Source organism: Acidovorax sp. GW821-FHT10E04 (assembly GCF_059415185.1).
In genome coordinates this window covers 261,199-278,711 of record NZ_JBWKMT010000007.1, presented here as the reverse complement: position 1 = coordinate 278,711, position 17,513 = coordinate 261,199, and the positions used below count along the sequence as shown (strand labels likewise).

The window sequence follows — 17,513 nt, the reverse complement described above, 5'->3', positions numbered from 1 at the left end:
AGGCAAAGGAATCACCATGTTCAAGAAGAACCCGACCTCCGTGCGCCTGACCCTGCGCGCCCTGGGCTACCTGCTGAGCTACCCCGATGCGCAACTGCGCAGCGTGATGCCGCAGCTCATCGACGCGCTGCAGGTGGAGCAGGCGCTGACCCCCGAGCGCATGGCCGAACTCGAAGCCGTGTGCCAGCACCTTGCGGCAATCGACCCGCTGGAAGCCGAGGCCCGCTACGTGGACAACTTCGACCGGGGCCGCCAGACCTCGCTGCACCTGTTCGAGCATGTGCACGGCGATTCGCGCGACCGGGGGCCGGCGCTCATCGACCTGCTGCAGACCTACGACAAGGCGGGCCTGAAGTTCGAAGCCGAAGAGCTGCCCGACCACCTGCCCGTGGTGCTGGAGTTCGCCTCCACCCAGCCGGTGGAGGTGGCCAGGGAGTTCCTGGGCGAAATGGCCCACATCCTGAACGCGCTGTTCAGCGCGCTGGTGGCGCGCAACAGCCCCTATGCCAGCGTGATTGCTGCGGTGCTCGAAGTGTCGGGCCAGCGCGTGCAGTCGGTGGCGCTCACGCCCGAGCCGTCCATGGACGAGGCCTGGGCCGAGCCCGAAGCGTTTGGCGGTTGCAGCACCCAGGGCCAGTCCAAGCCCGACCAGCCGCAGCCTCTGCATTTTGTTCGTACCCCCCGCGCCGAGCGGGCACCAGAAGGAGTCTCCGTATGACCGCCTGGCTTGACACCCTGTTGTTTGGCATCTATCCCTATATTTGCCTCGCTGTCTTTTTCATCGGCAGCTGGGCGCGGTTCGACCGCGACCAGTACACCTGGAAAAGCGATTCCTCCCAGCTGCTGCGCACCGGCAGCCTGCGCTGGGGCAGCAACCTGTTTCATGTGGGTGTGTTGTTCCTGTTCTTTGGCCATACCGTGGGCATGCTCACACCGCACTTCTTGTATGAGCACTTCATCGGCGCAGGCGCCAAGCAGCTCATGGCCATGGTGTCGGGGGGCATTGCAGGCCTGATGGGTTTCGTGGGCCTGTCCCTCCTGCTGCACCGCCGCCTGTCGGATGCGCGCATCCGCGCCACCTCCAAGACCAGCGACATCCTGATCCTGGTGCTGCTGTGGGTGCAACTGGCGCTGGGCTTGGCCACCATCCCGCTGTCGGCACAACATCTGGACGGCTCCATGATGATGCGCCTGGCTGAGTGGGGGCAACGCATCGTCACTTTCCGCAGTGGCGCGGTCGATCTGCTGGCCGGTGCGGGTTGGATCTTCAAGACGCACATGTTCTTGGGCATGAGTATCTTCCTGATCTTCCCCTTCACCCGCCTGGTGCATGTGTGGAGCGGCTTTGGCACGCTGGCCTATGTGCTGCGCCCCTATCAGGTAGTGCGTGCGCGCCGCCTGAATCTGCCACCCGGCCACATGCAGTCGCAAGACCGCCGTGGCGCTTGATTTCGCATCACAAAAGGAGCACACCATGAGCGGATGTGGAACCGGTAGCTGCGGTTGCGGCACCAGCGCAACCAGCCAGAGCGCCCCCCAAAGCATGCTCTCCCCGGAGCAGACGGCCGCCTACGAGGCGCTCTCCGCCACGGTAGGAGCGACTGCCATGGCAGACTCGCCCGCCATGGCAACCCCTCAGCCCATGGGGCAGGCCCCGGTGGCGCGCATCAACGGCGTGGCATTGAATTCAACGGCCGAGTGGCTGGATGAGGAGGCCCTGCGCCAGCGTGCCTGCACCGAGCTGCTGCGACAGGCGGCCCAGCAAGGCGGCCTGCTGGCGCAGGACGACGTGCCGGGTGTCGAAGGCGCCATCAGCACCGAGGCCTCGAATGCCATCGAGCAGCTGCTGGAGCGCGAGCTGCCCATCCCCGACCCGTCGGAAGAAGCCTGCCGCCGCTACCACGACGCCCACCCTGCGGCACACGCCCATGGCGAGCGGGCCCAGCTGCGCCACGTGCTGTTCGCCGTGACGCCGGGCGTGGACGTGAAGCAGCTGCGGCTGCGTGCCGAGGCCATGTTGATCGACCTGCGCTGCGCGGACGATGGTGGCGCGAAGTTTGCCGAGGCGGCTGCGCAGTGGTCCAACTGCCCCAGCGGCCAGCAAGGCGGCGACCTGGGCTGGCTGACCCGCGCCGACTGCGCCCCCGAGTTCGCCCGCGAGGTGTTTGGCAGCGCCGAGATCGGCGTGCTCGCACGCCTGGTGCACAGCCGGTTTGGCCTGCATGTGGTGGAGGTGGTGGCCCGCGACCCGGGGCAGCAGCCGTCGTTCGAGGAAGTGCGCCGGGCCATCGCCCTCACGCTGCGCCAGCAGGCCTGGGTGAACGCCCTGCGCCAGTACCTGCAGGTGCTGGCGGGCGCGGCCGTGGTGGAAGGCGTGTCGCTGGACGCGGCCGACTCGCCGCTTGTACAGTAGTTGCACCGCACGCCACCCGATTGCCTGCCCATGCCCGACGAGCTGCTTGATCGCCTGCGCCGCTTCCACAACGACGCCTTTCCCCAGTACCGCGAGCAGTTCCAGGCGCTGGTGGACGAAGGGCAGCACCCAACCACCCTGTTCATCGGCTGTTCCGATTCGCGCCTGGTGCCCTACCTGCTGACCGGTGCGGGCCCGGGGGAGCTGTTCTTGGTGCGCAACGTGGGTGCGTTCATCCCGCCGTATGACGGATCTCATGGCCACCATGGCACCACGGCGGCCATCGAGTTTGCGGTGCTCAACCTGCAGGTGCGCCGCATCGTGGTGTGCGGCCACAGTCACTGTGGGGCTATCAAGGCGATGTATGGTGAGGTTTCGCCCGAAGCGCCCAACCTGAACCGCTGGCTGGACCTGGGGCGCGAGGCCCTGCTGCCGATGCAGGCTGGCCCCGAGGTGCTGCGCCGCACCGAGCAGCGCGCGGTGGTGCTGCAGCTCGAACGCCTCATGGAGTACCCCATGGTGCGCAGCCGCGTGCAGTCAGGGCAGATCAGCCTGCACGGCTGGCACTATGTGATCGAGGAAGGAGAAGTCCATGTGTTTGATGTCAAGACGGGCGGTTTTGTGCCGGCCTCGCGGGCGGACAACAGCGGAACCGGTCCTTACCATCCGTACGTGGAGCATGATGGGCAGGTTCTTCTGGACGAGCTTTGACCTTGTCGGGCATGCTCGTGGCAGATCCGCGAGGAATGAGTCCCTCTTGATGGAACGCAAGACCTCACTGGCGTGAAACCCAAATCATCGGCCCCCATGAAACGCGAACCCCAGCCCCCCCTCAAGCCCACCTCGTCCCTGCAGCCCATCAGCCTGGATGTGCTGCGCGAGAAATACCTCAAACCCGGGGAAACCACCGCCGACGAGCTGTACCAGCGCGTGGCGCGGGCCCTGGCCTCGGTCGAAAAACCAGAACTCCGCGAAAAGTACGAAACCCTGTTCCTGGCCAACCTGAAGGCGGGCGCCATCGGGGCGGGCCGCATCATGAGCGCGGCGGGCACCGACATCCAGGCGACGCTCATCAACTGCTTCGTGCAGCCCGTGGGCGATTGCATCCAGGGTGTGGACGACGAGGGTTTCCCGGGCATCTACGAGGCGCTGCGCGAGGCAGCGGAAACCATGCGCCGGGGCGGCGGCGTGGGCTACGACTTCTCGCGCATCCGGCCCAAGGGCGCGCAGGTCAAGGGCACCGCGTCCATGGCCTCGGGGCCGTGCAGCTACATGAACGTGTTCGACCAGTCGTGCTCCACCGTGGAGAGCGCGGGCGCGCGCCGGGGCGCGCAGATGGGTGTGCTGCGCATCGACCACCCGGATGTGCACGAATTCATCACGGCCAAGCGCACGCCGGGGCGCTGGAACAACTTCAATGTGTCGGTGGGGGTGTCCGACGAGTTCATCCATGCCGTGCAGAACAGCGCGCCGTGGGAGCTGGTGCACAAGGCACGCCCCGGCACTGCCCTGCTGGCCCAGGGAGCCCGCCAGCGCGCCGATGGCCAGTGGGTCTACGCCACGGTGCCCGCGCGCGAGCTGTGGGACACGATCATGAAGTCGGCCTATGACTTCGCCGAGCCCGGCATCCTGTTCCTGGGCCGCATCAACGAAGACAACAACCTGCACTATTGCGAAGACATCGCGGCCACCAACCCCTGTGGCGAGCAGCCGCTGCCGTCGTACGGGTGCTGCGACCTCGGCCCCATCATCCTGACCCGCTTTGTGCGCCACCCCTTCGGTTTCGGGGGCGTGGCCGCGTTTGATTTCGATGCGTTCACGAAGGCCGTGGCGCTGCAGGTGCGCGCGCTGGATAACGTGCTCGATGTGACCTACTGGCCGCTGCCGCAGCAGCGCGACGAGGCCATGGACAAGCGGCGCATCGGCGTGGGCTTCACCGGCATGGGCAACACGCTGGCCATGCTGTGCCTGCGCTACGACCTGCCCGAGGGCCGCACCATGGCCGCGCGCATCGCCGAGTGCATGCGCGATGCCGCCTATGCCGCCTCGGTGGACCTGGCGCGCGAGAAAGGGGTGTTCCCCAAGTTCCAGGCCGAGCCCTACCTGTCGGAGGGCACGTTCGCCAGCCGCCTGCCCGATTCGCTCAAGGCCGCCATCCGCCAGCACGGCATCCGCAACAGCCACCTGCTGTCCATCGCCCCCACGGGCACCGTGAGCCTGGCCTTTGCCGACAACGCCTCCAACGGCATCGAGCCTCCTTTCTCGTGGATGTACAAGCGCAAGAAGCGCGAGTCCGACGGCAGCACCTCGGAGTACGCCGTCGAAGACCACGCCTGGCGGCTGTACCGCGAGCTGGGCGGCGATGTGGAGGCCTTGCCGGACTACTTCGTCTCGGCGCTGGCCATGCCCGCTGAAGGCCACATTGCGATGATGGAGGCCGTGCAGCCCTTTGTGGACACGGCTATTTCGAAGACGGTGAACATCCCGGCCGACTATCCCTACGAAGGTTTCAAGGACCTGTACCTGCAGGCCTGGCGCGCCAGGCTCAAGGGCCTGGCCACCTACCGGCCCAATGCCATCCTGGGATCGGTGCTGGAAACCCACGCCGCGCCTGAACCAGCATCTGTAGCACCCCCCGCACCTGCGGTGGACCCCATGCGTACCGTGATCGAAAGTCGCCCCCAAGGCGGCCTTTCGGCCGTGGCCGAAAAGCTCGAGTACTGGACGCAGGAAGGCCACAAGACGCTGTACCTCATCGTGTCGTTCCTGCCCGTGCCCACGGGGGTTGGCAACGGTACGGTGGACCGCGCCATCGAGTTCTTCATGCCCGTGGGCCAGAGCGGTGAATCGCAGCAGTGGATCACCTCCAGCATGCGCATGCTGTCGCTGGCGGCGCGCGGCGGCTTCCTGGAGCGGGCGCTGTCCGACATGCGCAAGGTGGCCTGGGATCGGGGCCCGGTGCGCCTGGGGCAGCACCGCAAGGACGATGGCACCCTGGTGCCCATGTGGCACGACTCCGAAGTGGCGGCCATGGCCTATGCCATCCAGAACATCCTGGCGCGCCGCGTGGCCGACCCCGTGCAGCAGCAGCTGCCCCTGGACGAACCCGCGCCGCCGCCGGTGGCCGTGCCGCAGGCCATGGCGGGCAAGAAGTGCAGCGAATGCGGCGCCCACGCCGTGATCCGCAAGGACGGCTGCGACTACTGCACGCAGTGTGGACACCTGGGGACCTGTGGGTGACCTCCCGGCCGGTCATTCCCGTGCGCCCCGCGGCGGGAAAACCCTCGCCTGAGGTACTGGCCGCGCTGGACACGCGGTGGCGCTGGCGCTACCTCATGCTGGCACCGCACCGGCTGGGTTTCTTCCTGGCCATGGTGGTGCTGGTGGCGTCGGGGGGATGGTGGGCGCTGGTGCAGGTGGCCAGGTCCACCGGCTGGTGGGGCCTTTACTATGCGCTGTCCCCCACGCTCGTGCATTCGGTTGTGATGGCATTCGGCTTCATCCCGCTGTTCTTTGCGGGTTTCCTGTTCACGGCCGGCCCCAAATGGCTCGGGGTGGCGCCCCTGCCGGCGCAGGCGTTGCGCGCACCCCTGGTGGCACAGGCCGCGGGCTGGCTGCTGTGGCTGGCGGGCGCGCATTGGCGGATTGGCGCGGCCCTCGCGGGGCTGGCGCTGGCGGCCGTTGGCCTGGTGTGGATGTCGGCGCTGTTCTGGGGCCGTGTGCGCCAGAGCCAGGCGCAGGACCAATTGCATGCGCGTGTCGTCGCGGGCGCCTGCGCGCTGGGCTGCCTCAGCCTCGCGGGCCTGTGGCTGAGCCTTGCTGTGGGAACACATGCGCTCGCCCGCGCCTGGGTGTTCACCGGCCTGTGGGGGTTTGTCGTCGTGGTCTACGTCACGGTGGCGCACCGCATGATCCCGTTCTTCACCTCCAGCGCCATGCCCATGGTGCAGGCGTGGCGGCCCTTCTGGGTGCTGTGGCTCATGCTCGCCGCCGCGCTGCTGCAGGTGCTCGCCGCCTGGCTGGAGTGGGCCGGGCTGCCCGCCACCCGGGCGGGGCCCGCCTGGACGCTGGTGCACGGCACGCTGCAGCTGGTGGTGGGGGGCGTGCTGGTCTGGCTGGCCTGCGTGTGGGGGCTGGTGCAAAGCCTCAGGAACCGGCTGCTGGCGATGCTGCACATCGGATTTCTGTGGCTGGGGCTGGCTTTCGTGCTCGGAGGCCTGTCGCAGTGGCTGGCCTGGGGCTTTGGCCTGGGAACGCTGGGCCTGGGCGCGCTGCACGCGCTGACCATGGGCTGCCTGGCGTCGCTGATGCTGGCCATGGTGACGCGGGTGTCGTGCGGGCACAGTGGCCGGGCGCTGGTCGCCGACCGCATCGCGTGGTCGCTGTTCTGGCTGCTGCAGGCGGCCACGGTGCTGCGCATCGCGTCGGCGGTGCCGGGTGTTTTCGGTATCGCGTGGGCCTGGCTGCTGCCGCTGGCAGCGTGCCTGTGGGCCGTCACCATGGGCGTGTGGGGCGTCCGGCTGGGCCGGTGGTATGGCCGGGTGCGGGCCGATGGCCGTCCGGGCTGAAGCACCTTTTCAAGGATATTCCATGGCTGTCATTCCCTGGCCTTTGAACCACACGCCCCGGCCCGCGCCCCCTGCGGCGCATGGCGCTGCACGCGCGGCCGCCGCGCCGGAGGATGTCGCCGCCATGGCCGCGGCGCTGATCCAGTCGCGCCAGACCATCCTGCCCAAGCGGCTGGCCGCCCCGGGGCCGAGTGCCCTGGAACTGGCGCAGATCCTCAACGCCGCGTCCCATGCACCGGACCACGGCCAGCTGGTGCCGTGGCGCTTCGTGCTGGTGCCCGAGGCAGCGCGCCCGGCGCTGGCCGATGTGTTTGCCCAGGCCCTGCGCGAGCGCGATCCCGCAGCCACGCTGGCGCAGGCCGAGCAGGCGCGCGAGAAGGCCTACCGGTCACCGGTGCTGATGCTGGTGGTGGTGAACGGGCAATGCGGCGACCTCGGCATCGACCTGTCCGAGCGCCTGGTTTCCGCGGGATGCGCGGTGCAGAACATGCTGCTCATGGCCACCGCGCAGGGGTATGGGTCGGCGCTCACGAGCGGCAAGGCCCTCACGTCGGGCGGGCTGCGGGGGCTGTTCCAGCTGGCCCCCTGGGAGCAGGCGCTGTGTTTTGTCAGCATCGGGACCGTGCAGTCGCGCAAGGCCGCGCGTGCCCGGCCCGCGGCGGACAGCTATGTGAGCACGCTCGACGCGCAGCAGGGCGTGGTGCTGCCCGGCTTCTGAAGCGGGGCGCGCCCGGCGATTCCTTTCCTTTCATTTCATTTCATAGAAACCTTCATGGACATTTCCAGTTTTGACGACCTGCTGCAGGCTGCGCGCCTGCAGCCCGAGCCCCAGCGCCTCCTGTTCGTGTTTGCCGCGGTGGAACTGCCGGACGACGCCAGCCCGGCCCAGCGTGCCCGCTTCGAAGCGGGGCAGGGCGGAGCCCTGGTGCCGCTGATGTGCGTGGACAAGGCGCCCCAGGAGCTGCTTTCGTTCAGTGCGCTGGTGGAAGAGGCCAGCCAGTTCAGCGCCCCGGGCCATGACTGGGCCATGGTGTTCGCAGCAGCCCTGTCGGGCACGCTGGACAAGGCACCCACCAGTGCGGATGCCCAGGCGCCCCTGCAACGCATGGTCGATGCGATCAAGGGCGGGTCCCATGGGGCGTATATACCCTTCGACCGGCGGGGACAGCCCGTCCGGTTCGGCTGAGGCGCAGATGGCCTCGCCCGCCCCATCCGCCCGCCATATCCCCGGTTTCAGCGCGCCGGCCGTCGGGTTCGAGCAACCCTTCGCCATGCTGGAGGCCTGCCATGAGCGCGTGCAGCGTTCGCTGGCCTTGTTGGGCCGCCTGCGCGCCCATGTGCGCCTGCAGGGCGCCGACGAGAGCGCCCGCCAGGCGGCGCGCGACGTGCTGCGGTATTTCGACATCGCCGCACCGCTGCACCATGAAGACGAGGAACTCCACGTCTTCCCGCTGCTGCTCGCCCAGGCCGCGCCCGGGGTCCAGGCGCTGGTGCGCAGCCTGCAGGACGACCATGTCCGCATGGTGGCGGACTGGGCTGCAGCACGGGTTGCGCTGCAGGCGCTGGAACAAGGAGCCATCCAGGGATTCGCGGAATCGGAGGAGGCGCTCCTTGATCGATTTGCGGACCGCTATGCAGGCCATATCCGCCGCGAGGAGCAGGAGGCCTACCCGGCGGCGCTGCACCTGCTGGAGCCCGCTGCGCTGGACGGGATGGGGCGGGAGATGGCGCGCCGCCGCGGCGCTGCCTGACACGGTGGTGCCCTCTGCAGCGCCCCCGTGTGCCGTGATTGAGCCGGGTGCCGCAGTACCCGTGTTCCGGAACGGTTGACTAGACGGAGCGCGCGGAGCCTTGTCCCCGGAGCCTCTCAGGTCCAGAGGCCGATGGCACCCGGGTGGAGGGCGGATCGGGACTGGAGCCGTGCAGGTGTTTACCATCACGGGATGTCACTCTCTCATCTGCACCGGGACGCACCTTGACCGACGCAAAGAAACCCCATTTTGGCCAGCCCTTCAAGGTGGGCTCCCTATCTTCCACACCGCCTGGTTTCAAGTTCGGAATCAACTACGGCACGGGCCTGGTGTCGGGCAATAGAGTCGCCGCTGAGCCAGCCCTCCCCGATGACGCGACATCCTGCAACACGCGGGGAAATGACTGGCTGCTGTCCAACCGGACTGCCGACGCCATTCGTGCCTACGACCGGGCCATCGCACTCAAGCCCGATTACGTCGATCCGTACTTCAACCGCGGCAACGCCCTGCTGCGCCTGCAGCGCAACGAAGAGGCCTTGGCCTCATTCGACCAGGCCATCGCGCTTTCGCCGGGGTTGGTGCTGGCGCACTACAACCGCGGAACCGTCCTGCAAACGCTGGGCCGGTTGCCGGAGGCCATGGAAAGCTACCGCCGCGTGCTGGCGATGGAGCCCGGGAATGCGCAGGCGCGTTTCAACCTGGGCTGCGTGCACCTGCAGATGAAGCAGTTTGGAGAAGCCCTGGAATGCATGGACGAAGTGATAGCGCGCGCACCCGAGATACCGGAGCCGCACAACAATCGGGGCACGGCCTTGCTTCGGTTGGGGCGTTATGCCGAAGCAGTTGCCAGCTTCAGCCGGGCACTGGCCCTCCAGCCTCAGTACGCAGAGGCATACAACAACCGGGGCGAGGCGCAACTGCAACTGAGAAACCTGGAAAACGCGCTGGCGGATGTCCGCCGCGCGGTCGAGCTTCGGCCCCAGCAAGGGGAGTCCAGATTCCTCATGGGCAGGCTTCTGCGGGAGATGAAGCGGTATGACGAAGCATTGCAGCAGTTGTACCTGGCTCAGCGCCTGTCTGCCCCGATTCCTGTGCTGCAGTGCGAAATCGCCACGGCGAAGGTGAATGGTTGCATTTGGCAGGGTCTGGAGGAGGAGATCCTTCAGCTGCAGCAGGCAGTCACACACCAGAAGCACGCGCTGGAGCCGTTCATTGCGTTGTCATTGTTCGATGTGCCCGCGCTTCACAAGGAGACGGCGCGGCTCCAGGCCGAGCGCGAGCTTCCTGCTCCGGCACTGGGCGCCATTCCTGCACGTGCAAGGCACGGAAAAATCCGCGTGGGGTACTACTCGGCAGATTTTCGCGATCACCCCATGGCGCACCTGATCGCCGAGCTCTTTGAGGTGCATGACCGCGAGCGGTTCGAGTGGTTCGCCTTCTCCGTGGGGCCTGACGTACAGGATAGGATGCGCCAGCGCGTGGCGGCGGCGTTTGATCATTTTCTGGATGTCCGTGAGCGCAGTGATATCGAGATCGCCCGTCTCTCTCGGGAACTCGGTATCGATATCGCCATTGACCTGATGGGTTTTACCATGGCGAGCCGGTTGGGTTGCTTTTCCCACCGGTGTGCCCCTGTCCAGGCCAGCTATATGGGCTATCCGGGTACCACCGGGGCCGACTGCATGGACTACGTGATTGCCGACAAGGTGGTGATCCCGCCTCAATCCCAGGCCCATTTCACTGAAAAAGTGGTCTACCTTCCCCACAGCTACCAGGTCAACGATTCGCGGCGCAAGATTGCGGAGCGCGAATTTACTCGCGAGGAGGTGGGTCTGCCAGCCAGCGGGTTTGTCTTTTGCTGCTTCAACAACAATTTCAAGATCATGCCACCCACTTTCGGCGGCTGGATGCGCATCCTCCACGCTGTCGAAGGCAGCGTGCTGTGGCTGCTGGAAGACAACCCGACAGCCGCGCGGAACTTGCGGCGCGAGGCGCAGGCCCGGGGGATTTCCGCGGAGCGCCTGGTGTTTGCACCGCGCATGCCCATGGACCAGTATCTGGCGCGCTTGCGGCTGGCGGACCTGTTCCTGGACACCCTGCCCTACAACGCGCACACCACCGCCAGCGATGCTTTGTGGGCGGGGTTGCCGGTGTTGACATGCATGGGGGAGTCATTCGCGAGCCGCGTGGCTGCCAGTCTCTTGTGCGCCGTCGGACTGCCGGAACTCATCGCGCAGACCCAGGGCGATTTCGAGGCGCGGGCGATTGAGCTGGCCCGTGACCCCTCGCAGCTTGGGCATATTCGCGGCAAACTGCGCAGGGAGGGCCCTGTGTCGCCGCTGTTCGATGCCAGGCTCTTCGCACGCCATGTGGAATCGGCGTACACCACCATGTACGACCGCTTGTGCCAGGGTTTGCCTCCCGATGTGATCGAGGTGTGATGCTCCCTCCTTGGCAGCCCCGAGCAGCGGTGGCTGGCGCCGTCACGGGTGCGTACGCAGCGCGTGCCAATTCCACAACTTTGCTCTGACTCCAAAAATGAATCTCACCCTGTTCGGAACCGGTTATGTGGGGCTTGTCACCGGGGTGTGCCTTGCGGAACTGGGCAATGATGTCCTGTGCATCGACACGGATGCCGACAAGATTGCAGCCCTTCAGCGCGGAGAAGTGCCCATCTACGAGCCCGGGCTGCAGGAGCTGGTCGTCAGCAACTCCCGCGCGGGCCGGCTGGGGTTCTCCACCGACATGGCGCGCGGAGTGGCCCACGGGGATGTTCAGTTCATCGCGGTGGGCACTCCTTCTGCGGAGGACGGCAGTGCGGATCTGCGCCATGTATTCGATGTGGCTGGTGCCATTGCCACGCACATGACGGGCTTCAAGGTCATCGTCAACAAGTCGACGGTGCCCGTCGGCACGGGCGAAGCGGTGCGCCGTGCTGTCGCCGCCACGCTGGCGCGACGCGGGGAAGGCGCGGACCCGGCCCCTGGCTACGCCGTGGTGTCCAATCCAGAATTCCTCAAGGAAGGCAGCGCGATCGAGGACTTCATGCGGCCCGACCGCATCATTCTCGGCTGCGGCGACACGCCGCAGGAGCTGCGGGCCGGCAACCTCATGCGTGAGTTGTACCGCCCGTTCGGGCATGGCCACGACCGCGTCATCTGCATGGACCGGCGCAGTGCCGAGTTCACCAAGTATGCGGCGAACGCCATGCTGGCCACGCGCATCAGTTTCATGAACGAGATGGCCAACCTGGCCGACCGGCTGGGTGTGGACATCGAACCCGTGCGCGTGGGTATCGGCGCGGATCCGCGCATTGGTGAGAGCTTTCTTTACCCGGGCGTGGGCTATGGCGGCAGCTGCTTTCCCAAGGATGTGACTGCGTTGCAGCGCATGGGCGAGGAGGTCGGGCTGCCGCTGCGATTGCTCGCGGCGGTGGCACAGGTCAACGATAGACAGAAGCGGCTGCTGGTGGACAAGCTCGCCCAGCGGCTCGGACCGGATCTTTCCGGCCGTCGGCTGGCGGTGTGGGGGCTTGCCTTCAAGCCCAATACCGATGACATGCGCGAGGCTTCCAGCCGGGTGCTGGTCCGTGAATTGCTGGAGCGCGGGGCGGTGCTTCGGGTCTTCGATCCGGTGGCCATGCAGGAGGCCCGCCGTTGCATGGAGGAGGATCTGCGCGACCGGCCCGAACTGCTCGAGCACATCAGCTATGCCCAGGATCCCATTGACGCCGCGCGCGGTGCAGACGCCTTGCTGATCGTGACCGAATGGCAGGTGTTTCGCAGTCCCAATTTCGATGCCCTGCGGGCGGCCCTGCGGCAGCCCCTTGTCGTGGACGGGCGCAATCTGTACGAGCCGCGCTCCATGCGGGCCCTGGGGTTCGACTATCTGACCGTGGGCCGCAGCGCTGCGGATGCACTCGGGGCCATGGCAGCATGACGACGGAAAAAAAAATCCTGGTCACGGGAGGCGCTGGCTTTCTTGGCTCCCATCTGTGCGAGCGCCTGCTGAAGGATGGCCATGCGGTGCTGTGCGTGGACGACTTCTCCACCGGCTTGGAAAAGAACATCGCCCACCTCCTGGCCTCGCCGCGGTTTCGTGTGCTTTGCCACGACGTCGTCCAGGCCCTAGATGCCGAAGTGGACGAGATCTACAACCTGGCCTGCCCCGCGTCGCCCGTGCACTACCAGTCCGATCCGCTGCGGACCCTGCGCACCAGCGTGCTGGGTGCCATGAATCTGCTGGAGCTGGCCCGCAAGTGCCATGCCGTGATTCTTCAGGCCTCGACGAGCGAGGTGTATGGCGACCCCGGCGTGCATCCGCAGCCTGAGTCCTATTGGGGCAACGTCAATCCCATCGGTGTGCGGGCCTGCTACGACGAGGGCAAGCGCTGCGCGGAGACCCTGTTCTTCGACTACCGGCGCCAGCATGGCGTGCGCACCAAGGTCGTGCGGCTGTTCAATACCTATGGCCCGCGCATGCGTCCGGATGACGGCCGGGTGGTCTCCAACTTCATCATCCAGGCGCTGCGCGGGGCGGATCTGACCGTTTACGGGGCGGGGACGCAGACCCGCAGCTTCTGCTACGTGGATGACCTCGTGGAAGCCCTGGTGCGCATGATGGCCACGCCGGACGAGGTGGCGGGACCGGTCAATCTGGGCAATCCAGGGGAGTTCACCGTCCTGGAACTCGCGCAGAAAATCCTCGCAGGGACGGGCTCGTCCGCGCGGATCACCTACCACCCGCTCCCGGGAGACGATCCCCGGCAGCGGCAGCCCGACATTTCGCTGGCGCGCCAGCTGCTGGGGGGGTGGGCCCCCCGCGTCGACATTGACGCGGGCTTGCGCCGGACCATTGCCTATTTCAAGGAGGCGGACGCCGGCTGAGCCCCGGGAGGCGGAGCCAGCGCGTGTCTGGCATCCGCCCCCGCTGTGCCATTCCGCGATGCCCCCCGTTCCATTTGGAACATGTCGAGGGGCAGGAGGTGCGGGTATGGTGCCCGCCGGGGTTTGGTCCTTTCCGATGCCGATACCGAGCCCCCGCTGCCATGAATCTGTTTCTCCGTATCCTCCTGACCCTGTTGCTCGCTCTGGCTTGCGCGATCGGCTGCGCAGCCCTTCACACCCCGCTGCCCTGGATGATCGGCCCGCTGCTGGCCACTTCGGTGGTGTCCATCGCTGGCGGGCCCACGGAAAGCTGGGGGCCCTTGCGCAATGCGGGGCAGTGGACCATTGGCGCCGCCTTGGGCCTGTACTTCACGCCCCAGGTCGTGGGACTGATTGGCGGGCTCTGGTGGGCCATCGCGCTGGGCATCGTGTGGGCGCTGTTCCTGGGCTGGCTGTTTGGCGCCTGGCTGTACAGGGTGCATGCGCCGCGCATGCACGGGGTGCCTGCGCCGATGCTGCGGGCCACGAGCTACTTCTCGGGGGCCATCGGTGCGGCATCCGAAATGACCCTGCTGTCCGAACGCGAGAACGCCCGCACCGACCTCGTGGCGGCCAGCCACAGCCTGCGGTTGCTGATCGTCACGGTCACGATCCCTTTCGCGCTGCAATGGAGCGGACTGCATGGCCTGGACATCCTGCCGCCCACGGCCCGGGTGGTGAGCGCACCCGGTCTGGCGCTGATGGCGCTGCTGACGGGGGCCGGGGCCCTGCTGATGGACAGGCTGGGCCGGGCGAACCCGTGGTTCATGGGCGCGATGCTGGTGTCCATGGGGCTCACCATGGCAGGCATCACCCTGTCCGCCGTGCCCCAGGCGATGGTGAATGCGGCGCAACTGGTCATCGGCGTGAGCCTGGGGGTCCGCTTTCGTGCGGATTTTCTGCACACGGCGCCGCGCTGGCTCGTGTCGGTGGCGGTGGGCACCCTGGTGCTCATGGGGGTGTGCGCGTTGTTCGCGGCCTCGCTGGCCTGGGCGACAGGTCTGCCCTGGGTCACCCTGCTGCTGGGGACCTCGCCCGGAGGCATCACCGAGATGGCCATCACCGCCAAGGTGCTGCAGCTGGGCGTGCCGGTCGTCACGGCGTTCCAGGTGTGCCGGCTGATCGCGGTGCTGATGCTGGTGGACCCGCTGTACCGGCGGATATACCCGGCAGCGAGCTGAAAGAGGATTGAAAACTTCAGTCGGGCCATGCCATGGCCGGCAGTTGCCTGGTGAGAGTGGGGCTGGTTCTTGGCGGTCAGCATCAGAATGGGCAATGAGCCAACCGATTTATGATAGCCGCAGTCGGTTGTTGGTGCGTGCGCATCTGCTATGCCAGCTCCAGCACCCCCATTGTCTTTCGGCTGGGTGTCTTGCCCCCGTGTACTGACGCCACCGTGAACGGTGGCCTTCCTTCGACCATGAGTATCCACTACAACCTCGGTGGCCGTCCGCCCCGCACGACCAAGGCGCAGCATGCAGCATTGCTGGAGCAAGCCATGCGCCTGCACCGGCTGGGGCATCTGGCCCAGGCGAATCAGGCATACAACACCATCTTGCAGACCGACTCACGCAACACTGGCGCGCTGCACATGCTCGGTGTATTGGCATATCAGACTGGTCACCATGAAGCCGCCTGCGACCTGATTGGACAAGCCATTGACATCTCTCCCCAGGACCCCGCGCCCTATGTCAACCGTGGGCTCGCGCTGAGCGCCCTGAAGCGTAGTGAAGAAGCTTTGGCTCATTTTGGGAAGGCCATTGCCCTGCGTCCTGATTTTGCAGAAGCGTATGTCAACCGCGGCAAGATCCTGGCGGAACTCTCGCGCACAGAGGAAGCCATCGAAAGCTACGACAGGGCCATTGGCCTTCAACCCAGGCTGGCTGCCGCCTACAACAACAAGGGCAATGCCCTGCGCCATCTGGGGCACCTGGGAGAAGCGCTGCAATGTTATGAGCAGGCCTTTGCGTTGGACGGCCGCCATGTTGATGCATGTCAGAACATGGCGACCTTGCATGCCGAAGCAGGCCGCTCAGAGGACGCCTTGGGGTGTTTCGACAAGCTAATTGCTTTGCAGCCGGGGCATGCCGCAGCCCACAATGGCAAGGGTGTCATCCTGGCGCAGAGAGAACAGCGGGACCAGGCTATTGCACACTTTCAGGCCGCGATCCACGCGGACGAAAAATATGTCCAGGCCTACAAGAATCTGGCGCGAGCGCAATACTCCGCGTCCGAGTTTTCAAAGGCGGCGCAGTCGCTGAAGACCGCAGCCCAACTGCAGCCCGAAGATGTGGAAATCCTGTCGCTGCTGGCACTTTCCTTGACAAGCGCCGGGAGGTACGCGGAGTCGATGGCCGTCTATGACGAGGCCATCCGGTTGGCCGCCGAGGCGCCAGATCTCTACTACAACCGTGCGAACCTGCGTACCCGGTTCGGCCAGCACGAAGACGCCGTTGCCGACTATCTGGCGGTGTACGACGCAAAACCAGACGTCAAGTATTTGCTGGGCTACCTAGTGAACAGCAGACTTAAAACCTGCGATTGGGCGCACCTGTCCAGTGACCTCGAGCGATGTGATCGGAGTCTTCGAGCGGGGGAATTGACCGTACAGCCCTTTGTGGCGCTCGCTCTGTTTGACACTCCGGAATTGCATAAGCGTGCGGCGCAGATTCGCGTTGAGTTCGACTTTCCGCAAGCCATGGACCTGGGGCCTACCCATACAGGCCGGCGAGAAGCAAAAATTCGCGTTGGCTACTACTCTGCCGATTTTCATGGCCACGCCACTGCGTATCTGATGGCGGAGCTTTTTGAGGCCCATGACCGCGATCGCTTCGAGTGGTTTGCGTTCTCGTTTGGACCTCATTCCCAGGATGCGATGCGCGAGCGCTTGGCGGCAAGCTTTGACCACTTTGTCGACGTGCGCGATCAGGGAGATATCGACATTGCCCGCCTGTCGAGGGAGTTGGGCATTGACATTGCCATCGATCTCAAGGGCTTCACCACGGACAACCGGTTCGGCATTTTTGCCCACCGTTGTGCGCCCATCCAAGTCAGCTATCTGGGATACCCTGGCACCACGGGGGCGGGCTATATGGACTACGTGATTGCAGACAAGGTGGTCGTCCCTCCCGAAGCTCAGGCGTATTTCACAGAGAAGTTGGCCTACTTGCCGCACAGCTACCAGGTCAACGACTCGAAACGAACGATCAGCGACAGGATATTCACTCGCGAGGAGGTCGGGTTGCCCTCTACGGGGTTTGTTTTCTGTTGCTTCAACAACAATTACAAAATTCTTCCTTCGGTCTTTGACAGCTGGATGCGCATCCTGCAAGCTGTGCCGGGCAGCGTCCTCTGGCTGTACGAGGACAACCCGGCCGTGGTGGGGAACCTGCGGCGTGAGGCCCAGGCACGGGGAGTTGCCGCAGAAAGGCTGGTGTTTGCGCAGCGTATGCCACTGGATCTGCATCTGGCGCGCCACCGTCTGGCTGGCCTCTTTCTAGACACCTTGCCGTACAACGCCCATACGACCGCGAGCGATGCGTTGTGGGCGGGACTGCCGGTACTCACCCGCCTGGGTGAATCCTTTGCTGCGCGCGTGGCGGCCAGTTTGCTGCAGGCCGTGGGCCTGCCAGAACTAGTGACGCGCAGTGTGGCCGAATATGAGGCCTTGGCGATCACGCTTGCCTGTGATCTTGCACGCTTGCAAGCGCTACGCGACAAATTGAACGCGCAAAAAACCCGTTCTTCCCTGTTCAATGCTCGGCAATTTGCCCGCGATATCGAGGCTGCCTATGTGGCAATGTATGAGAGAAAAAGGAAGGGGCTGCCGCCCGAAGTGATCGAGGTATAGGCAAAG

The 17,513-nt window shown here is 65.8% G+C and carries 14 protein-coding genes; all 14 read left to right on the top strand.

The window, feature by feature from the left end; translation table 11 throughout:
* The first annotated feature begins 16 nt into the window (after positions 1–16).
* The 14 genes from narJ (at position 17) to AC07OC_RS22115 (ending at position 17,507) form a co-directional block, all read left to right on the top strand.
* Positions 17–718 carry a nitrate reductase molybdenum cofactor assembly chaperone gene (narJ, locus tag AC07OC_RS22180; protein ID WP_218297308.1) on the top strand — a complete coding sequence of 234 codons (702 nt, stop codon included), beginning with the start codon at positions 17–19 and terminating at the stop codon, positions 716–718.
* Positions 715–1,449 (top strand): respiratory nitrate reductase subunit gamma, encoded by a 735-nt coding sequence (narI, locus tag AC07OC_RS22175; RefSeq protein ID WP_218297307.1) that lies wholly within the window; start codon positions 715–717, stop codon positions 1,447–1,449. Before narJ ends, narI begins: the two co-directional genes overlap by 4 nt.
* Positions 1,450–1,606: 157 nt before the next feature.
* Positions 1,607–2,413, top strand: coding sequence for a peptidylprolyl isomerase (locus AC07OC_RS22170; RefSeq protein WP_218341431.1), 807 nt, complete (start codon positions 1,607–1,609; stop codon positions 2,411–2,413).
* Between the two features lie 30 nt (positions 2,414–2,443).
* Positions 2,444–3,124: a carbonic anhydrase gene (locus tag AC07OC_RS22165; protein ID WP_218297305.1), complete on the top strand. Its 681-nt coding sequence runs from the start codon at positions 2,444–2,446 to the stop codon at positions 3,122–3,124.
* Between the two features lie 96 nt (positions 3,125–3,220).
* A complete protein-coding gene (locus tag AC07OC_RS22160; RefSeq protein WP_218297304.1) occupies positions 3,221–5,653 on the top strand; it encodes an adenosylcobalamin-dependent ribonucleoside-diphosphate reductase in 2,433 nt (810 codons plus the stop codon).
* Complete coding sequence (locus tag AC07OC_RS22155; protein ID WP_370628117.1) at positions 5,650–6,981, top strand: NnrS family protein; 1,332 nt, start codon at positions 5,650–5,652, stop codon at positions 6,979–6,981. Before AC07OC_RS22160 ends, AC07OC_RS22155 begins: the two co-directional genes overlap by 4 nt.
* Before the next feature lie 22 nt (positions 6,982–7,003).
* Positions 7,004–7,699, top strand: coding sequence for a nitroreductase family protein (locus AC07OC_RS22150; protein WP_218341375.1), 696 nt, complete (start codon positions 7,004–7,006; stop codon positions 7,697–7,699).
* Between the two features lie 54 nt (positions 7,700–7,753).
* A complete protein-coding gene (locus tag AC07OC_RS22145) occupies positions 7,754–8,167 on the top strand; it encodes a ribonucleotide reductase subunit alpha (protein WP_494602246.1) in 414 nt (137 codons plus the stop codon).
* 7 nt (positions 8,168–8,174) lie between these two features.
* Positions 8,175–8,732 carry a hemerythrin domain-containing protein gene (locus AC07OC_RS22140; RefSeq protein WP_255591685.1) on the top strand — a complete coding sequence of 186 codons (558 nt, stop codon included), beginning with the start codon at positions 8,175–8,177 and terminating at the stop codon, positions 8,730–8,732.
* A 224-nt stretch (positions 8,733–8,956) separates the two neighbouring features.
* Positions 8,957–11,173: an O-linked N-acetylglucosamine transferase, SPINDLY family protein gene (locus tag AC07OC_RS22135; RefSeq protein ID WP_255591689.1), complete on the top strand. Its 2,217-nt coding sequence runs from the start codon at positions 8,957–8,959 to the stop codon at positions 11,171–11,173.
* 97 nt (positions 11,174–11,270) lie between these two features.
* Positions 11,271–12,671, top strand: coding sequence for a UDP-glucose dehydrogenase family protein (locus AC07OC_RS22130; RefSeq protein WP_218341377.1), 1,401 nt, complete (start codon positions 11,271–11,273; stop codon positions 12,669–12,671).
* The gene (locus AC07OC_RS22125; protein ID WP_218341378.1) at positions 12,668–13,618 is read left to right on the top strand and encodes a UDP-glucuronic acid decarboxylase family protein; all 951 of its coding nucleotides are present in this window, start codon (positions 12,668–12,670) and stop codon (positions 13,616–13,618) included. The genes AC07OC_RS22130 and AC07OC_RS22125 overlap by 4 nt, the downstream gene beginning before the upstream one ends.
* Positions 13,619–13,779: 161 nt before the next feature.
* The gene (locus AC07OC_RS22120) at positions 13,780–14,838 is read left to right on the top strand and encodes an AbrB family transcriptional regulator (RefSeq protein ID WP_218341379.1); all 1,059 of its coding nucleotides are present in this window, start codon (positions 13,780–13,782) and stop codon (positions 14,836–14,838) included.
* A 239-nt stretch (positions 14,839–15,077) separates the two neighbouring features.
* Positions 15,078–17,507, top strand: a complete 2,430-nt coding sequence (locus tag AC07OC_RS22115; protein WP_218341380.1) for a tetratricopeptide repeat protein — start codon at positions 15,078–15,080, stop codon at positions 17,505–17,507.
* The last annotated feature ends 6 nt before the right edge of the window (positions 17,508–17,513 follow it).